We start from the raw sequence: 14,317 nt of genomic DNA, 5'->3' as shown, positions 1-14,317 counted from the left end.
CGTCGCGGTGCGGGGGCTGGGCTCAGCGGCCCGATTCGATGGAGTTGGTCCGGCCGCCGCTGTACGACCCGGCGAGGCCGGCCGCGGCGAGACCACCGGAACCGCCGACGGCACGGCTGGAGTCGGCCCGGGTCAGCTCGGCCTCGAGACCCTGCCCACGACCGTCCAGGTCACGGAGCTGGCTCTCCAGGTACGCCTTGAGGCGCGTGCGGTACTCCCGCTCGAACTGCTTCAGCTCCTCGATGTGCTTCTGCAGCGCGGTCCGCTTCGCGTCCAGGCCGCCCATGGCCTCCTGGTGCCGCTGACGGGCGTCCCGCTCGAGGGCGTCGGCCTTGGCCCGCGCCTCGCGGGTGACCTCCTCCGCCTTGGAACGGGCGTCGGAGAGCAGCTTGTCGGCCTCGCGGCGGGCGTCCGCGACGTGGTCGTCGGCGGTGCGCTGCGCCATCATCAGCACGCGCAGGGCCTGCTGCTCGCCGTCGGCGGCGGACGCGGCAGCACCCGGGCCGGGGCCCTGGGCACGCACCTGCTCCAGCTCGGCCTGCATCTGGCGGGCCGCCTGCTCGGCGGCGGTCTTGTCCCGCTGCACCCGGTCCAGCTGTGCCTTGAGCTCGTTGAGCTCCGCCGTGAGGCGGGGGTCGGCACCGGGGCCGGCGGGGGCACCACCCCGGCCGCCGCGCTCCACCTGGGCGCGCAGCTCGTTGTTCTCCTCGATTAAACGGGCGAGCTCGCGCTCCACCTCGTCAAGGAAGGCGTCGACCTCCTCCTCGTCATACCCCCGCTTGCCGATCGGGGGCTTCTTGAAGGCGACGTTATGAACGTCGGCCGGGGTCAGCGGCATCGAAACTCCTCGGGTCAGTCGCGGCCGCGGTTGGGGCTGCTGTCTAGCTGTATTGCGAAATCAGTCTTCTCAGTACCAAGTCCGTGAGCACGAACAGGATAACCAGCAGCACGATGGAAGCCAGGTCCAAACTCACGTTACCAATGCGCAGCGGTGGGATCACACGCCTCAACGCCTTGAGGGGTGGATCCGTGACGCTCCACACGGCTTCGAGTGCGGCCGAGGCGCCTCTGCTGGGCTGCCAGCGCCGACCGTACTGGAGTACCGCGCTCAGCACGAACCTGGTCAACAGCACCATGGTGAAGAGGTACAGCAGGATGTAGAGGATCTGGAACACGATCGACAGCACGTCAGGTGGATCCCTCGTTCGGGTCTATCGGCTTCCGGTCGACGATCAACCCTGGGTGAAGAAGCCACCCTCGGCGATCTTGGCCTTGTCCTCCGCGGTGACCTGGACGTTCGCCGGAGAGAGCAGGAAGACACGGTTCGTGACGCGCTCGATCGTACCCCGCAGGCCGAAGGCCAGACCCGCCGCGAAGTCGACCAGCCGCCGGGCGTCCGACTCATCCATCTCGGTGAGATTGATGATGACCGGGACGCCGTCCCGGAAGTGCTCGCCGATCGTCCGCGCCTCCCGGTAGGTGGTCGGGTGCAGCGTGGTGATCTGGTATCGCTGCTCCTCCTCCTGCCGCTGGACCACCGGCTGCGGGTGGGCCACCGGCTGCGGCTTGAGCGCCGTGTTGTCCCGGGTGGGATAGGTCAGCGCGTTCGACTGCTCGGCGACCGGGGACGGCCGGGTGATGGAGCGGACGCTCGCCCGATCGAGGCGCTCGCTCTCGTCCCGGTCCAGCTCGGTGCGGGCGGTGGTGAGACGCTCACGCCGGGCCCGTGGGACGGCGCGCTCCTCTTCCTCCTCCTCGTCGGCGAACTCGTCGGCGTAGCGGTCGGTGGAGTATCGATCCCGGTCACGATCGCGCTCACGGTCGCGGTCCCGGTCACGGTCCCGCGACCGGTAGGAGCTCTCCCGGTAGTTGCGGTCGTCATAGCCGCGGTCGTCGTCCTCCTCGACGAGACCGAGCCAGACGCCTGCCTTACGAAACGCGCCACCGCTCATGCCCGTCCTCCCGTTCGGGAGTCGAAAGCCCAGCCCGTCTCCTGCCGAGAGTCCATGCCCCCACCCCTCTGTCCGCTGTTGCGGCTCGCGCCCCCTGGCGTGCCGCGTCCCCCCTCACGAGTCGGGAACCCCGGTCCGATGCGGACCCCCGACCCGTTGCGACGCTGCGTCGTCGGACGCGCCGGCCGCCGTGCGGAGATGCCCGCATGGCACGTCGCGTAAAACAACACCTGTGTAGTTTGCTGCCCGCCGCAAGGCTACCGCAGCGAGTTTCGCATCCCGAGTAAAGATGTACCGATCCGTACGTGTGTCGCCCCGTACCGGACCGCGGCCTCCAGGTCGCCGCTCATGCCCGCCGAGACGGTGCTCGCGCCGGGGTACCGAACAGCCATCTGACCAGCCAGAACCTCCAGCCGGGCGAACGCCGCGCCGGGGTCCTCGCCGCGTGGCGCGACGGCCATGACACCCGCCAGCCGCAGACCGTCCGATGAGGCCACCGCGTCGGATACCCGCCAGAGATCATCTCCCGACACTCCGCCGCGCGCCGGATCTCCGTCCAGGCTCACCTGGACGAGAACATCGATCGGACTCTCCCGTTCCACGGTGGCCCGGCCCAGCGCCCCGGCCAGGCGCACCGAGTCGACCGACTCGATCACATCGGCGTACCCGATCACCGATCTGACCTTGTTGCGCTGCAACTGGCCGACGAAGTGCCACCGCGGCCGCACGCCCTCGGCGTGCACGGCGGCCGCCTTGGCGGACGCCTCCTGGTCGCGGTTCTCCGCGACGTCGGTGACACCGAGCCCGGCGAGCAACAGCACGTCGCTCGCCGGGTAGGTCTTGGTCACCGCGGTCAGGGTGACCGCGTCCGGCGGCCTTCCGGCCGCCAGACAGGCGCGCGCGATGCGCTCCCGTACACGATCAAGGCTGGCGGCCAGTTCGGCGCGCCGTCCGGCGTCGGTCAAGGTTCAACCTTCGTGAGGGGTACGAGAGAGGTTCCGTGTGCTGGTTCCCACGCCGGGGCCCCGTGGGATGCACCACCCGGAGCCCCGGCGTCACGCGGGCCGAACGGCCCCGGTCAGGAGCCGTTCTTCAGGAAGTCCGGCACGTCCACGTCGTCGAAGAGCACCCGGCTGCGCGGCGGCGGGGTGGTCGTCACCGGCGGCGGGGCGACCGGCGTGGCCGGGATCGGCGGCAGGTTGCTGCCGGTCGACGGCGCCGGCACCTTGCGGGGCGCCTCGGCCGGCTTGTAGGAGGGCGAGCCCGCGTCGAAGCCCGCCGCGATCACGGTGACCCGCACCTCGTCGCCGAGGGCGTCGTCGATGACCGCGCCGAAGATGATGTTCGCGTCCGGGTGGGCCGCGTCGGTGACCAGCTGCGCCGCGTCGTTGATCTCGAAGAGGCCGAGGTCGGAGCCGCCGGCGATGGACAGCAGGACGCCGCGGGCGCCGTCCATGCTCTGCTCCAGCAGCGGGCTGGAGATCGCCTTCTCGGCCGCCTCCACCGCGCGGTTGTCGCCGCGGGCGCTGCCAATGCCCATCAGCGCGCTGCCGGCGTTGCTCATGACGCTCTTGACGTCGGCGAAGTCCAGGTTGATCAGACCCGGCGTGGTGATCAGGTCGGTGATGCCCTGCACGCCGGAGAGCAGCACCTGGTCGGCCTGCCGGAACGCGTCCATCATGCTGATCCCGCGGTCGCCGAGCGCCAGCAGCCGGTCGTTCGGGATCACGATCAGGGTGTCGCACTGGTTGCGCAGCTCGTCGATGCCGGCCTCGGCCTGCACCTGGCGGCGCTTGCCCTCGAAGTTGAACGGCCGGGTCACCACGCCGATGGTCAGCGCGCCCAGCTTGCGGGCGATGTTGGCGACCACGGGCGCGCCACCGGTGCCGGTGCCGCCGCCCTCGCCACACGTCACGAAGACCATGTCGGCGCCCTTGAGCACCTCTTCGATCTCGTCCCGGTGGTCCTCGGCGGCGTTCTTGCCGACCTCGGGCTGGGCGCCGGCGCCGAGGCCCCGGGTCAGTTCCCGGCCGACGTCCAGCTTGACGTCGGCGTCGCTCATCAACAGCGCCTGCGCATCGGTGTTGATCGCGATGAACTCCACGCCCTTGAGCCCAACTTCGATCATGCGGTTGACGGCGTTCACGCCGCCACCGCCGATGCCGACGACCTTGATGACCGCGAGGTAGTTGTGCGGAGGTGTCATCGGGCTCAGCCATCCCTTCCGGGGTTGGCGGATGTCGACGGCCCCTGCGGTCCCGGGAACCGCACTTCGACATCCGCATCCGTACAAGGGAGGGCGAGGAAACCCTCACCCTCTACTAGAGGTTCAGAGTTATGTCAACCACTCGAACCTCTCGAGGCAACGTATGCGGACATGCCGCCTCAGCCAAAGACCCGGGGCGGCGTGTCGCGTCCGCTAACGAGGTGAGTATCCGACTCACCCGTAACCTCGTACGCTTTTGTAGCGTTCAGAACGCTTTGTCCATTTAAGCGCATCCTTATCGTATGCTGACCACCCGGGGTGCGCTGACGTCGATCTCGTCACCCTTCTCCCGGAGCAGCATCGTGGCGACCGTGCTCTTGCGGTCGCTCTTGGTGTCGTCGCCCCAGATCACCACCCGGCCCTTGCGCAACTCCAGCCGGATCTTGACCGGGGACTCCACCGACACCGCCACCAGCTGCTCGCGCAGCTCGTCGGTGAGCGAGGCCAGCACGGTCAGCGCCGAGCGGGTGTTCCCGTCGGCGCCACCCGGCGTGGCGAGCCGGGCCAGCGGCAGACCGGCGGGCTGGGCACCCACCGTGCGGAACGGCACACCGTCGTCGTCGATCAGCGTGAACGCCGTGCCGGACGGCACCGCCGCCACCGCGACCCGCTCGACCACCTCGATCACCACTGTCGACGGCCAGCTCCGGGCCACCACCGCCCGGTCCACGGCCGGCAGGTCCCGGACCCGGTCACCGACCTCGTCCAGGTCCACCCGGGCCAGCGGGCGGTCCGGCGTCACCGCGGCGGCGGCCAGCACCTGGTCGACGGTGAGCGACTCGGTGCCGACCACCCGCACCTCGCGGACGCCGAGCACCGCGGTCCCGTACACCACCCAGGCCAGGGCGCCGCCGGCCAGCAGGACGCCGGCGCCGATCAGCCACGGCATGGCGGCGCGCAGGCGCCGCTGCCGGGCCCGGGCCATGAAACGCCGGGCCGAGGACGGCACGGCATCCGTGTCCGCCCGCACCAGCCGCCAGTTGCGCGCGCCCCCGCCGGCCACGGTGTTACCGGGCCAGATCCGGCTGGTGGTCCGCCTCGGCGAGCGCGGCCAGCAACTCGTCGCCCATCAGCGAGATCGGCGGCGCGCCCATGGTCACCACGACGTCGCCGGGACGGCTGCGCCGGACCACCTCGGCCGGGACGTCCTCCCAGTCGGGCACGAACACCTTCTGCTCCTCGGGCAGCTCGATCGCCGCGGTCAGCGCCCGGCCGCCCTCACCCGGGCCGCGGGTCTCGCCCGGCCCGAACACCTCCATGCAGATCACCTCGTCGGCGACCCCGAGGCCGTCGGCGAGCTCGGCCTGCAGGTCCCGGGTGCGGTACACCCGGTACGGCTGGAAGACGACCAGCAGGCGCCCGTCCCCGGCCACCTCGCGCAGGGTGCGGAGCGCGGCCTTCACGGAGGTCGGGTGGTACGCGTACTCGTCGTACACCCGCACGCCCGCCGCGATGCCCTTGCGCTCGAACCGCCGCCGCACACCCGGGAACGACTCCAGGGCCTCGGTGATCTTCGCCAGCGGGATGCCCAGCTTCAGAGCGGTGAGCACGGTGGCCGCGCTGTTCAGCCCCATGTGGGTGCCGGGCAGCGCCAGCTTGAACTCGCCGAGCGCCTGACCGTCCAGCTCGGCCCGGTAGCGGACCCCGCTGGTCGACGACGTCACGTCGAAGATCCGCAGATCCGAGCCGGCCGACTCGCCGTACGTGTAGACGGTCTTGCCCGCCGCCTTCAGCCCGGCGATCAGCTCCTCGGTGCCCGGCCCGTCCGCGCAGGTCACCACGAACCCGTCGGCCAGCCCGCCGAACTCCAGGAAGCCGGCCTTCAGCGTCTCCAGGTCACCCCAGTTGTTGAGGTGGTCGCCCTCGATGTTGGTGATGATCGCGACGTGCGGCCGGTAGATCAGGAACGACCGGTCGTGCTCGTCGGCCTCGGCCACGAAGTGCGGCCCGGTGCCGTGGTGCCCGTTCGACCCGGCCGCGGACATCTCGCCGCCGATCACGAACGACGGGTCCTGCCCGGCGTGCTGCAGGATCACCGTCATGATCGAGGTGGTGGTGGTCTTGCCGTGGGTGCCGGCCACCGCGATGGTCTGCCGGCCGGTCATCGCCGCGGCGAGGGCCTCCGAGCGGTGCAGCACCCGCAGCCCGCGCCGGCGCGCCTCGACCATCTCCACGTGGTCCCTGGGGATCGCGGTCGAATAGACCACGGTGTCCACGCCGTCCAGGTTGGACGCCTCGTGGGCCATGTGCACGGTGCCCCCGAGAGCGCGCAGCGCGGCCAGGGCCGGCCACTCCCGCAGCTCGCTGCCGGAGACCGGCACGCCCCGGGTGAGCAGGAGCCGGGCCAGGCCGGCCATGCCGACCCCGCCGATCCCGATCAGGTGCACACTGCCCAGGTCCTCGGCGGTCATCTCACCGGCCGGCGTCAGCTCCGCCGTGTTCACAGTTCCACTCCCTCAATCAAGATCAGCTCACCGCTTCAAGTACGTACCGCAGCAGCTGCTCGTCGCCGTCACGGCGCCCGTAGCCCGCGGCGGCGTGCCCCATCGTGGCGAGTCGCTGCCGGTCCCGGGCCAGCGGGATGATGTTGCGTTCGATCCAGTCCGGTGTCAGCTCGCTGTTGTCGACGAGCAGCCCGCCACCGGCCTCCACCACGGGCAGCGCGTTACGCCGCTGCTCCTGGTTGCTGAACGGATAGGGCACGTAGATCGCCGGCATGCCGAGCGCCGTGGTCTCCGCCACCGTGATCGCGCCACCCCGGCAGAGCATCAGGTCGGCGGCAGCGTAACCGAGCTGCATGTCCGACAGGTAGGGCACGACGACATAGGGAACCGGCAGGTCGTTCGGCACCTCGAACGGGTCGTTGCGCCCGCCCTGCACGTGCAGCACCTGGATGCCGGCGTGGGCCAGCCGCTTCGCCGCCGCGGCCACCGCCAGGTTGATCGTGCGGGCGCCGGACGAGCCGCCGGAGACGAACAGCACCGGCAGGTCCGGGCGCAGCCCGAAGTGGTAGAGCGCCTGCGGGCGCAGCGCCGGCCGGTCCATGTGCGTGATCCCGGTGCGCAGCGGCACACCGACCAGCCGGGCGTTGCGCAGCGACTCGGCCTGCTCCAGCTGGTGCGGGAACCCGACGGCGATCCGCTTGGTGAACTTCATGCCCATCCGGTTCGCGACACCCGGCGGCACGTTCACCTCGTGGATCACGATCGGCAGCTCCCGGCGCCAGGCGGCCAGGTAGGCCGGGACCGACACGTACCCACCGAAACCGACCACCACCTGGGCCTGCACCTCGTCGATGACCTCACCGGCCGCGGCGGCGGACCGGATCATCCGGTCCGGGGTGCGCAGCAGGTCCAGGTTCAGCGACCGGGGCAACTGGAACGCCGGGATGACCCGCAGGTCGTACCCGGCGGCCGGGATCAGCTGGTTCTCCATGCCCTTCGGGCTGCCCAGCGTGGTGATCCGGATCTGTGGGAAGTGGCGCCGCAGAGCGTCGGCGAAGGCGAGCAGCGGATAGATGTGACCGCCGGTGCCTCCTCCGGCGAGCACGACCGACCGCAGCAGCGGACCCATCACCGTCTCCTCTCGCCCCCCGCCCTGACTGAAGCCTCTTCACCTGCCTTCTTCTGGGCAGGCGGGCGCTGCGCCGGCCGCCGCGGCGGGGGAAGCGGCGGCAGCGGGGCCCAGACTAGTCGTACCCATCGAGGCGTCGGACGGGCGTTCAGGGCTCGCGCCGCGTCCGGCTCCGCACGGGCGAACGACGCCAGGATCCCGATGCCTGCCATGGTCACCACGAGTGCCGTTCCACCAGCGGAGATGAACGGTAGCGGAAGACCGGTGATGGGCAGCAGCTTCACCACGCCGCCCATGTTGATCACCGCTTGGATGACCAGCCAGGTGGTGATCCCGGTGGCGGCCAGACGACGGAACGGGTCGGCGGAGCGGCGGGCGATCCGGAACCCGGTGTACGCCATCACCGACAGCAATGCCAGCACCACGGCACAGCCGACCACGCCGAGCTCCTCGGCCACGATCGCGAAGATGAAGTCGTTGCCGGCCTCCGGCACCCAGCCCCACTTGAGCGCGCTCTCGCCCAGGCCGACCCCGAACCAGCCGCCCTCGAAGATCGCCGACCGGCCCTGGACGAGCTGATAACACCACTTGCCCGCCGGACTGGAGACGTCACAGCTCTCCAGCGGCTGCAAGAACGAGGTGAGCCGCGCGAGACGGTAGTTGTCGGCGCCCTCGGCGCCGGAGCCGGCGCCCCGGGAGGCGGCCGCGATGAGCAGCACCACACCGGCCAGGCCGAGCACGCCGAGCGCGCCGAAGACACGCAACCGGACACCGGCCGCCCACAGCAGGCCGACGATCAGGCCCAGCAGCACCAGCATGGTGCCCAGGTCGTTGTAACCGACCAGGATGAAGAGCAGGCCGACCACCGGGAAGAGCGGCATCGCCAGCTCCCGCCAGTGCGCCAGGGCCGGGCCCTTACGCGCGAGCATGTCGGCGCCCCACAGCACGATGGCGAGCTTCGCCAGCTCGCCCGGCTGGATGCTGACCGGGCCGAAATAGAGCCAGTTGAGGTACGCCCAGACCGGGCCGATCCGCGGCTTGTCCGGCGGACTCAGCACCCCGGCCGAGCCCAGCGCCATCAGCACGGCGAGGAAGGTGAGCAGCAGGACCGCCCCGCCGAGCAAGTACTTGCCCAGGGTCCGCAGAGTGGCCGCCGGGAGCCGCTGGCAGATCCAGAACGCGACCAGGCCGAGTAGCGCGTACACCGACTGGCTGCTGATCTCCGCGAAAGCGTTGTTCTTCTCCGCGAACGCCTTCACCGAGGTGGCCGAGAAGACCATGGTGAGGCCGATCAGCAGCAGCAGGCTGCAGCTGGAGATCAGCAGGTAGTACGACGACAGGGGCCTGGCCAGCAGCCCGTGCACCGCGGGCAGCAGCTGCCGGCTCAGTGACGGGCGGGCCGTCTGAGTACGGTCGTCCGCCATACCCCCATCATCGTCCGGCACTCACCGCATCGGTGCGCACCGTCGATGGCGTGTCGCCTGAGCCTTTGTCACGTGCGCCACGACCGGCGGGTGATCGTCACCCGCCGGTCGTTCGGCTCCCGTCACGTATCGGTCAGCTGTACTGCGCCATCACGCGGCCGGAACGGCACAGCCGTCCTGCCGTCGGAGGGAGGTGCTCAAACCTGGAAGACGGCGCCCGATTCTCCGGGAGGGCCCTGTTCCCCGATGGGGCCCTGTTCACCAACGGGACCCTGGTCACCGGTGAGGCCCTTGTCGCCGACCGGACCCTTGTCCCCGACGGGACCCTTGTCACCGACCGGCCCCTGGTCACCGACCACGCCCTTGTCGCCGGCCGCACCCTTGTCCCCGACGGGACCCTTGTCACCGACGGGACCCTTGTCGCCGACCGGGCCCTTGTCACCCGTACCGCCGGGCGCTCCCTGCGCTCCGGTGGGACCTTCGGGACCGGCGACTCCCTGCGGGCCGGCCGGCCCCGCCGCACCGGCGGCTCCTTGCGGGCCGGCGGGACCCTCCGGTCCGGCCGGACCCGCGGGCCCGGCGGGGCCGGCGGGGCCGGCATCGCCGTCCTCGCCCTTCGGCCCGGTGGCTCCCTTCGGCCCGGCAGGGCCCCTCGGGCCCTCGTCGTCCCAGGAGCGCAGAACCTCGCCGGTACGGCAGCCGGTCGCGGAGGCGCTGACCCAGCGCATCTCGCCGGACCTCTTGTTCACGCACACTTTGATGTCGGCCGGGGCCGCGCCGGTCGGCGCGATCTGGCCCACGGCGGCCGCCGAGGAGCCGGTCGCGAAGATGATTCCCATCGCGCCGACGGATGCGAGCAGGAGGCGTGACCTCATAGGTTTCCATCCTCTGTGAGTCTCGGATTCGCGCCCGGGAACCCCCTGTCGGCGGATGCCATGCCACCCGCCCGACAACGTTCCCAGGGCTGATTGACAGCCTAAGGACGCATAAATCACCACAAGACGAAACGGCCGGATGGACCGTTACGAAAATCTGAAGGGGCCGCGGCCGACTGGCCGCGACCCCTTCAGGCGTCTTCACCGATATGGATCAGCCCATGACCGCCAAGTGGTCGCTGTAGAACAGGCCCAGGCCGATCGCGGCGCAGATACCCGCGATGATCCAGAACCGGACCACGATGTTGACCTCGCTCCAGCCCGCCAGCTCGAAGTGGTGCTGCAGCGGCGACATCCGGAAGACCCGCTTGCCGGTGGTCTTGAACGAGATGATCTGGATCACCACGGACATCGTGATGATCACGAAGAGGCCGCCGATGATGACCGACAGCAGGGTGGTCCGGGTGGCCACCGCCAGCCCGCCGATCAGGCCGCCGAGCGCGAGCGCGCCGGTGTCCCCCATGAAGATCCGGGCCGGGTTGGTGTTCCACCAGAGGAAGCCGACGCAGGCCGCCGCCGCCGCGGCCGCGATCATCGCGATCTCCAGCGGATCTCGTACCTGATAGCAGTGCTGCGCGGTGAGCGAGCCGGCCTCGCCGACGTAGTCCTCGTCGCCGCACCAGTGCCGGTACTGCCAGAAGCCGATCAGCGAGTAGGCGCCGAGCACCAGGATCGACGCGCCGGTGGCGAGGCCGTCGAGGCCGTCGGTGAGGTTCACGCCGTTCGACATCGCCATGATCACGAAGACGAACACCATGACCGAGCCGACCTTGCCGACGTCCAGCCAGCTCACGTCCCGGATGAAGGAGATCTTCTCGCTGGCCACGGTCTGGCCGTTGGTGCTCGGGAAGTAGAGCGCGGCGATACCGAAGCCGGTACCGATGATCAGCTGGCCGAGCAGCTTGCCCTTGGCGCTGAGACCGTCCGAGTTGCGCTTGCGCACCTTCAGGAAGTCGTCCATGAAGCCCACGGCGCCGCAGAAGACGAACACGCCGAGCAGGACCAGCGCGGTCATGGTCGGCTTCTCCTGGGCGATCTGCCGGTCCGGCAGCGTGGTCAGGGCCAGGTGCCCGGCGACGTACGCGAGAACGGTGGCGAGGATGAACGCCACACCGCCCATCGTGGGGGTGCCCCGCTTGCCCAGATGGGTCTGCGGGCCGATGGTGCGGATCGGCTGACCGGCCTTGAGCGCCGAGAAGACCCGGATCGCGATCGGGGTGCCGAAGAGCGAGATGAGAAAGGCGACCGCGGCCGCGACGATGACTGCCCTCACAGGGCTGAACCTCCTGTAGAACGCAGCCGGTCGGCGACGTCCCATGTGCGGTACCGGGAACCCTTGACCAGCACGACGTCGTCGGCGCGCAGGTCGGCTTGCAGAATCTCGATCGCGGCGGCCTGGTCGGCGGCGAGTAGCCCCGTGCCCCGCCATCCGGCCACGCCGGCCGCGCCGTCCAGGATCGGGCCGGCTTCGACAGCGACCGCGATCAGCCGGTCCACCCCCAGTTCGGCGGCGAGCCGGCCGACCTCGGCGTGCCCGGACACCTCGTGCTCGCCGAGTTCGGCCATGTAGCCGAGGACGGCGGTGGTCCGTTTCCCCGCGCCCATCGACGCGAGCGACCGCAGCGCGGCCGCGGTCGACGAGGGGTTCGCGTTGTAGGAGTCGTCGATGACCGTCACGCCGTCGGCGCGGGTGAAGACGTCCATCCGGCGGCCGGAGACGATGCCGACCTCGCCGAGTGCGGTGACCAGGTCCTCGAACGCCATTCCGGCGGCCAGCGCCACGGCGCCGGCGGCCAGGCTGTTGGCGACCTGGTGCTCCCCCACCACGGAGAGCCGGACACGGCCGGATTCCGCACCGGAGGTGAGCCGGTAGGAGGCGCGGCCGGAGGCGTCCAGGGAGACGTCCGAAGCGGTCAGCGAGCCGGAGGACCCGACCATCACCACCCGGGCCCGGGTACGCGGGGCCATCCCGGCCACCAGCGGATCGTCGGCGTTCAGGATCGCCACACCCGACGGCGGCAGGGCCTCCACCAGCTCGCCCTTGGCCTGCGCGGTCCCCTGCACGGAACCGAACTCGCCGAGGTGCGCGGCCCCGATGTTGAGCACCACGCCGATCGACGGCTGGGCGATCTCGGTCAGGTACCGGATGTGCCCGATCCCGCGGGCGCCCATCTCCAGGACCAGGAAACGGGTCTCCTCGTTCGCCCGCAGCACGGTGTACGGGAACCCGAGCTCGTTGTTGAGCGAGCCGGCCGGCGCCACGGTCGGGCCGAGGCGGGACAGCAGCTGGCCGATGTAGTCCTTGGTGGTGGTCTTGCCGGACGAGCCGGTCAGCCCGACCACGGTGAGCTTGTCCAGCCGGGAGACGACCACCCGGGCCAGGGCGGCGAGGGCGTCGAGGGGGTTGTCGACGACCACGCCGGGCGCCTCGGTCTCGCGGGTGCCGAGCACGGCGACCGCACCCGCCGCGAGCGCGGCGGCGGCGAAGTGGTGGCCGTCCACCTTCTCGCCGGCGAAGGCCACGAACAGGCCGCCCGGCCCGATCTTGCGGGTGTCGTACTCGACGTCGCCGGTCACGGTCACGGCGGGGTCGCCGACGACCCGGCCGCCGGTGATCGAGGCGATCTCGCCCAGGGTCAGCGGAATCATGCGCGGGCCTCCAGCGCGGCGGCGAGTTCGATCCGGTCGTCGAACGACAGCACTTCGCCGTTCACCTCCTGCCCCTGTTCGGCGCCCTTGCCGAGCACCGCGATCACGTCACCGGGCGCGGCCAGGCGCACGGCCTCGTCGATCGCGGCGCGGCGGCCCGGCACTTCGATGACCTTCGCGCCGGTGGACGCCTCTTCGGCGCCGGCGCGGATCGACGATCGTACGACAGCGGGGTCCTCGGTCCTGGGGTTGTCATCCGTGATGATCACCAGGTCCGAGCCCTGCGCGGCGGCCGCACCCATCAGCGGGCGTTTGCCCTGGTCCCGGTCGCCACCGGCGCCGATGACGCAGATCAGCCGGCCGTGCCGCGCGGCGGCCAGGCCGCGCAGCGCCGCGAGCGCCGCGACGATCGCGTTGGGCTTGTGCGCGTAGTCGACCACACCGAGGACCTCACCGGGCGAGGCCACCCGCTCCAGCCGGCCCGGGACGCCGTTGCAGGCGCCGATGCCCTCGGCCGCCACCCGGGCGTCCACGCCCGTCGCGACCAGCAGCGCCAGCGCGAGCAGCGCGTTGGCGACGTTGTGCAGGCCGGGCAGCGCCACGCCGACCTCGACGGTCAGCCCGTCCGGGCCGTGCGCGACGAACCGCTGACCGAAATCGGACGGCCGCACGTCGGAGGCCCACCAGGTCGCCGCGGTGTCCCCGGCGGCCGAATAGGTGACCGTGGACGGTGTGCGCAGCGGCGCGAGCGCCGGATCGTCATGGTTCAGCACAGCGGCGTCGGCCCGGCCGTCGAAGAGCCGCGCCTTGGCCGCGAAGTAGTCCTCGGTGGTCGGGTGGAAGTCGAGGTGGTCCTGGCCGAAGTTGGTGTAACCGGCGGCGGCGAACCGGATCCCGTCGGCCCGGCCCATCACCAGCGCGTGGCTGGAGACCTCCATGACCACCGCCTGGACGCCGCGCTCGACACCGGCGGCGAGGATCGCCTGAAGGTCGGTGGCCTCGGGGGTGGTGCGCACGCTCTTGACCACCAGCTCGCCCAGCCGGGTCTCCACCGTGCCGACCAGACCGGTGACCAGGCCGGCGGCTCGCAGACCGGCCTCGACCAGGTACGACGTCGAGGTCTTCCCGGCCGTCCCGGTGATGCCGATCATGGTGAGCCGCCGGGACGGCTCCCCGTAGATCGCTGCCGCGGCCGCGCCGAGCACCGCCCGCGGGTCGTCGGCCACCAGCACGGGCAGTCCCGCGGCCTCAGCGGCCGGGCGACCGGCCGGATCGGTCAGAACGGCCACCGCGCCGGAGCGGGCGGCGTCCGCGACGAACTCCGCGCCGTGCCGGTTGGCGCCGGGCAGGGCCGCGTAGAGATCACCCGGACGAACCTCTCGGCTGCTGTGCGTGACACCGGTGACCGGGACGTCACCGCCGGTCAGCGCTGCCGGTAACAGTTCCGCGAGCCGCGACGTGAGGCGCGGTTCGACGGTCTCGGGACGTGGAATGCCGGACACGGCGTCAGACCCTACC

At 71.0% G+C, this 14,317-nt stretch carries 13 protein-coding genes; all 13 read right to left on the bottom strand.

Annotated elements, in window-relative coordinates; genetic code table 11:
• Window positions 1-22: 22 nt before the first annotated feature.
• Window positions 23-838 carry a DivIVA domain-containing protein gene (locus tag Aut01nite_RS37725; protein ID WP_043523813.1) on the bottom strand — a complete coding sequence of 272 codons (816 nt, stop codon included), beginning with the start codon at window positions 836-838 and terminating at the stop codon, window positions 23-25.
• A 43-nt stretch (window positions 839-881) separates the two neighbouring features.
• A complete protein-coding gene (locus Aut01nite_RS37720; protein WP_043523814.1) occupies window positions 882-1,187 on the bottom strand; it encodes a YggT family protein in 306 nt (101 codons plus the stop codon).
• Window positions 1,188-1,232: 45 nt separating this feature from the next.
• A complete protein-coding gene (locus Aut01nite_RS37715; protein WP_043523815.1) occupies window positions 1,233-1,952 on the bottom strand; it encodes a cell division protein SepF in 720 nt (239 codons plus the stop codon).
• Window positions 1,953-2,209: 257 nt separating this feature from the next.
• On the bottom strand, window positions 2,210-2,917 hold the full coding sequence (locus Aut01nite_RS37710; RefSeq protein ID WP_043523816.1) for a YggS family pyridoxal phosphate-dependent enzyme: 708 nt from the start codon (window positions 2,915-2,917) through the stop codon (window positions 2,210-2,212).
• A 113-nt stretch (window positions 2,918-3,030) separates the two neighbouring features.
• Window positions 3,031-4,158 carry a cell division protein FtsZ gene (gene ftsZ, locus Aut01nite_RS37705; RefSeq protein ID WP_043523817.1) on the bottom strand — a complete coding sequence of 376 codons (1,128 nt, stop codon included), beginning with the start codon at window positions 4,156-4,158 and terminating at the stop codon, window positions 3,031-3,033.
• A gap of 295 nt (window positions 4,159-4,453) precedes the next feature.
• Window positions 4,454-5,221 (bottom strand): cell division protein FtsQ/DivIB, encoded by a 768-nt coding sequence (locus Aut01nite_RS37700; protein ID WP_052163447.1) that lies wholly within the window; start codon window positions 5,219-5,221, stop codon window positions 4,454-4,456.
• Window positions 5,222-5,225: 4 nt separating this feature from the next.
• Window positions 5,226-6,629 (bottom strand): UDP-N-acetylmuramate--L-alanine ligase, encoded by a 1,404-nt coding sequence (murC, locus tag Aut01nite_RS37695; protein ID WP_236642616.1) that lies wholly within the window; start codon window positions 6,627-6,629, stop codon window positions 5,226-5,228.
• Between the two features lie 55 nt (window positions 6,630-6,684).
• Window positions 6,685-7,791: an undecaprenyldiphospho-muramoylpentapeptide beta-N-acetylglucosaminyltransferase gene (gene murG, locus Aut01nite_RS37690; protein ID WP_043523820.1), complete on the bottom strand. Its 1,107-nt coding sequence runs from the start codon at window positions 7,789-7,791 to the stop codon at window positions 6,685-6,687.
• On the bottom strand, window positions 7,791-9,215 hold the full coding sequence (locus Aut01nite_RS37685) for an FtsW/RodA/SpoVE family cell cycle protein (RefSeq protein WP_052163448.1): 1,425 nt from the start codon (window positions 9,213-9,215) through the stop codon (window positions 7,791-7,793). The genes murG and Aut01nite_RS37685 overlap by 1 nt, the downstream gene beginning before the upstream one ends.
• A 197-nt stretch (window positions 9,216-9,412) precedes the next feature.
• Window positions 9,413-10,090 (bottom strand): collagen-like domain-containing protein, encoded by a 678-nt coding sequence (locus Aut01nite_RS37680; protein ID WP_052163449.1) that lies wholly within the window; start codon window positions 10,088-10,090, stop codon window positions 9,413-9,415.
• A 214-nt stretch (window positions 10,091-10,304) separates the two neighbouring features.
• A complete protein-coding gene (gene mraY, locus Aut01nite_RS37675) occupies window positions 10,305-11,423 on the bottom strand; it encodes a phospho-N-acetylmuramoyl-pentapeptide-transferase (RefSeq protein WP_043523821.1) in 1,119 nt (372 codons plus the stop codon).
• Entirely contained in the window at window positions 11,420-12,799 is a 1,380-nt protein-coding gene (locus Aut01nite_RS37670) for a UDP-N-acetylmuramoyl-tripeptide--D-alanyl-D-alanine ligase (protein ID WP_043523822.1), read from the bottom strand. Before Aut01nite_RS37670 ends, mraY begins: the two co-directional genes overlap by 4 nt.
• On the bottom strand, window positions 12,796-14,301 hold the full coding sequence (locus Aut01nite_RS37665; protein ID WP_043523823.1) for a UDP-N-acetylmuramoyl-L-alanyl-D-glutamate--2,6-diaminopimelate ligase: 1,506 nt from the start codon (window positions 14,299-14,301) through the stop codon (window positions 12,796-12,798). Before Aut01nite_RS37665 ends, Aut01nite_RS37670 begins: the two co-directional genes overlap by 4 nt.
• Window positions 14,302-14,317 lie beyond the last annotated feature (16 nt).

The sequence above is a fragment of the Actinoplanes utahensis genome, assembly GCF_016862455.1.
GTDB classification, from domain to species: Bacteria; Actinomycetota; Actinomycetes; order Mycobacteriales; family Micromonosporaceae; genus Actinoplanes; species Actinoplanes utahensis.
Note: the sequence above shows the minus strand (reverse complement) of the source record. Positions and strands in the feature narration are given on the sequence as shown.

Coding starts and splice junctions, on each gene's coding strand:
- murG (WP_043523820.1), bottom strand. CDS start 7,791: ATGGGTCCGCTGCTGCGGTCGGTCGTGCTCGCCGGAGGAGGCACCGGC.
- Aut01nite_RS37670 (WP_043523822.1), bottom strand. CDS start 12,799: ATGATTCCGCTGACCCTGGGCGAGATCGCCTCGATCACCGGCGGCCGG.
- Aut01nite_RS37680 (WP_052163449.1), bottom strand. CDS start 10,090: ATGAGGTCACGCCTCCTGCTCGCATCCGTCGGCGCGATGGGAATCATC.
- ftsZ (WP_043523817.1), bottom strand. CDS start 4,158: ATGACACCTCCGCACAACTACCTCGCGGTCATCAAGGTCGTCGGCATC.
- Aut01nite_RS37685 (WP_052163448.1), bottom strand. CDS start 9,215: ATGGCGGACGACCGTACTCAGACGGCCCGCCCGTCACTGAGCCGGCAG.
- Aut01nite_RS37725 (WP_043523813.1), bottom strand. CDS start 838: ATGCCGCTGACCCCGGCCGACGTTCATAACGTCGCCTTCAAGAAGCCC.
- murC (WP_236642616.1), bottom strand. CDS start 6,629: ATGACCGCCGAGGACCTGGGCAGTGTGCACCTGATCGGGATCGGCGGG.
- Aut01nite_RS37715 (WP_043523815.1), bottom strand. CDS start 1,952: ATGAGCGGTGGCGCGTTTCGTAAGGCAGGCGTCTGGCTCGGTCTCGTC.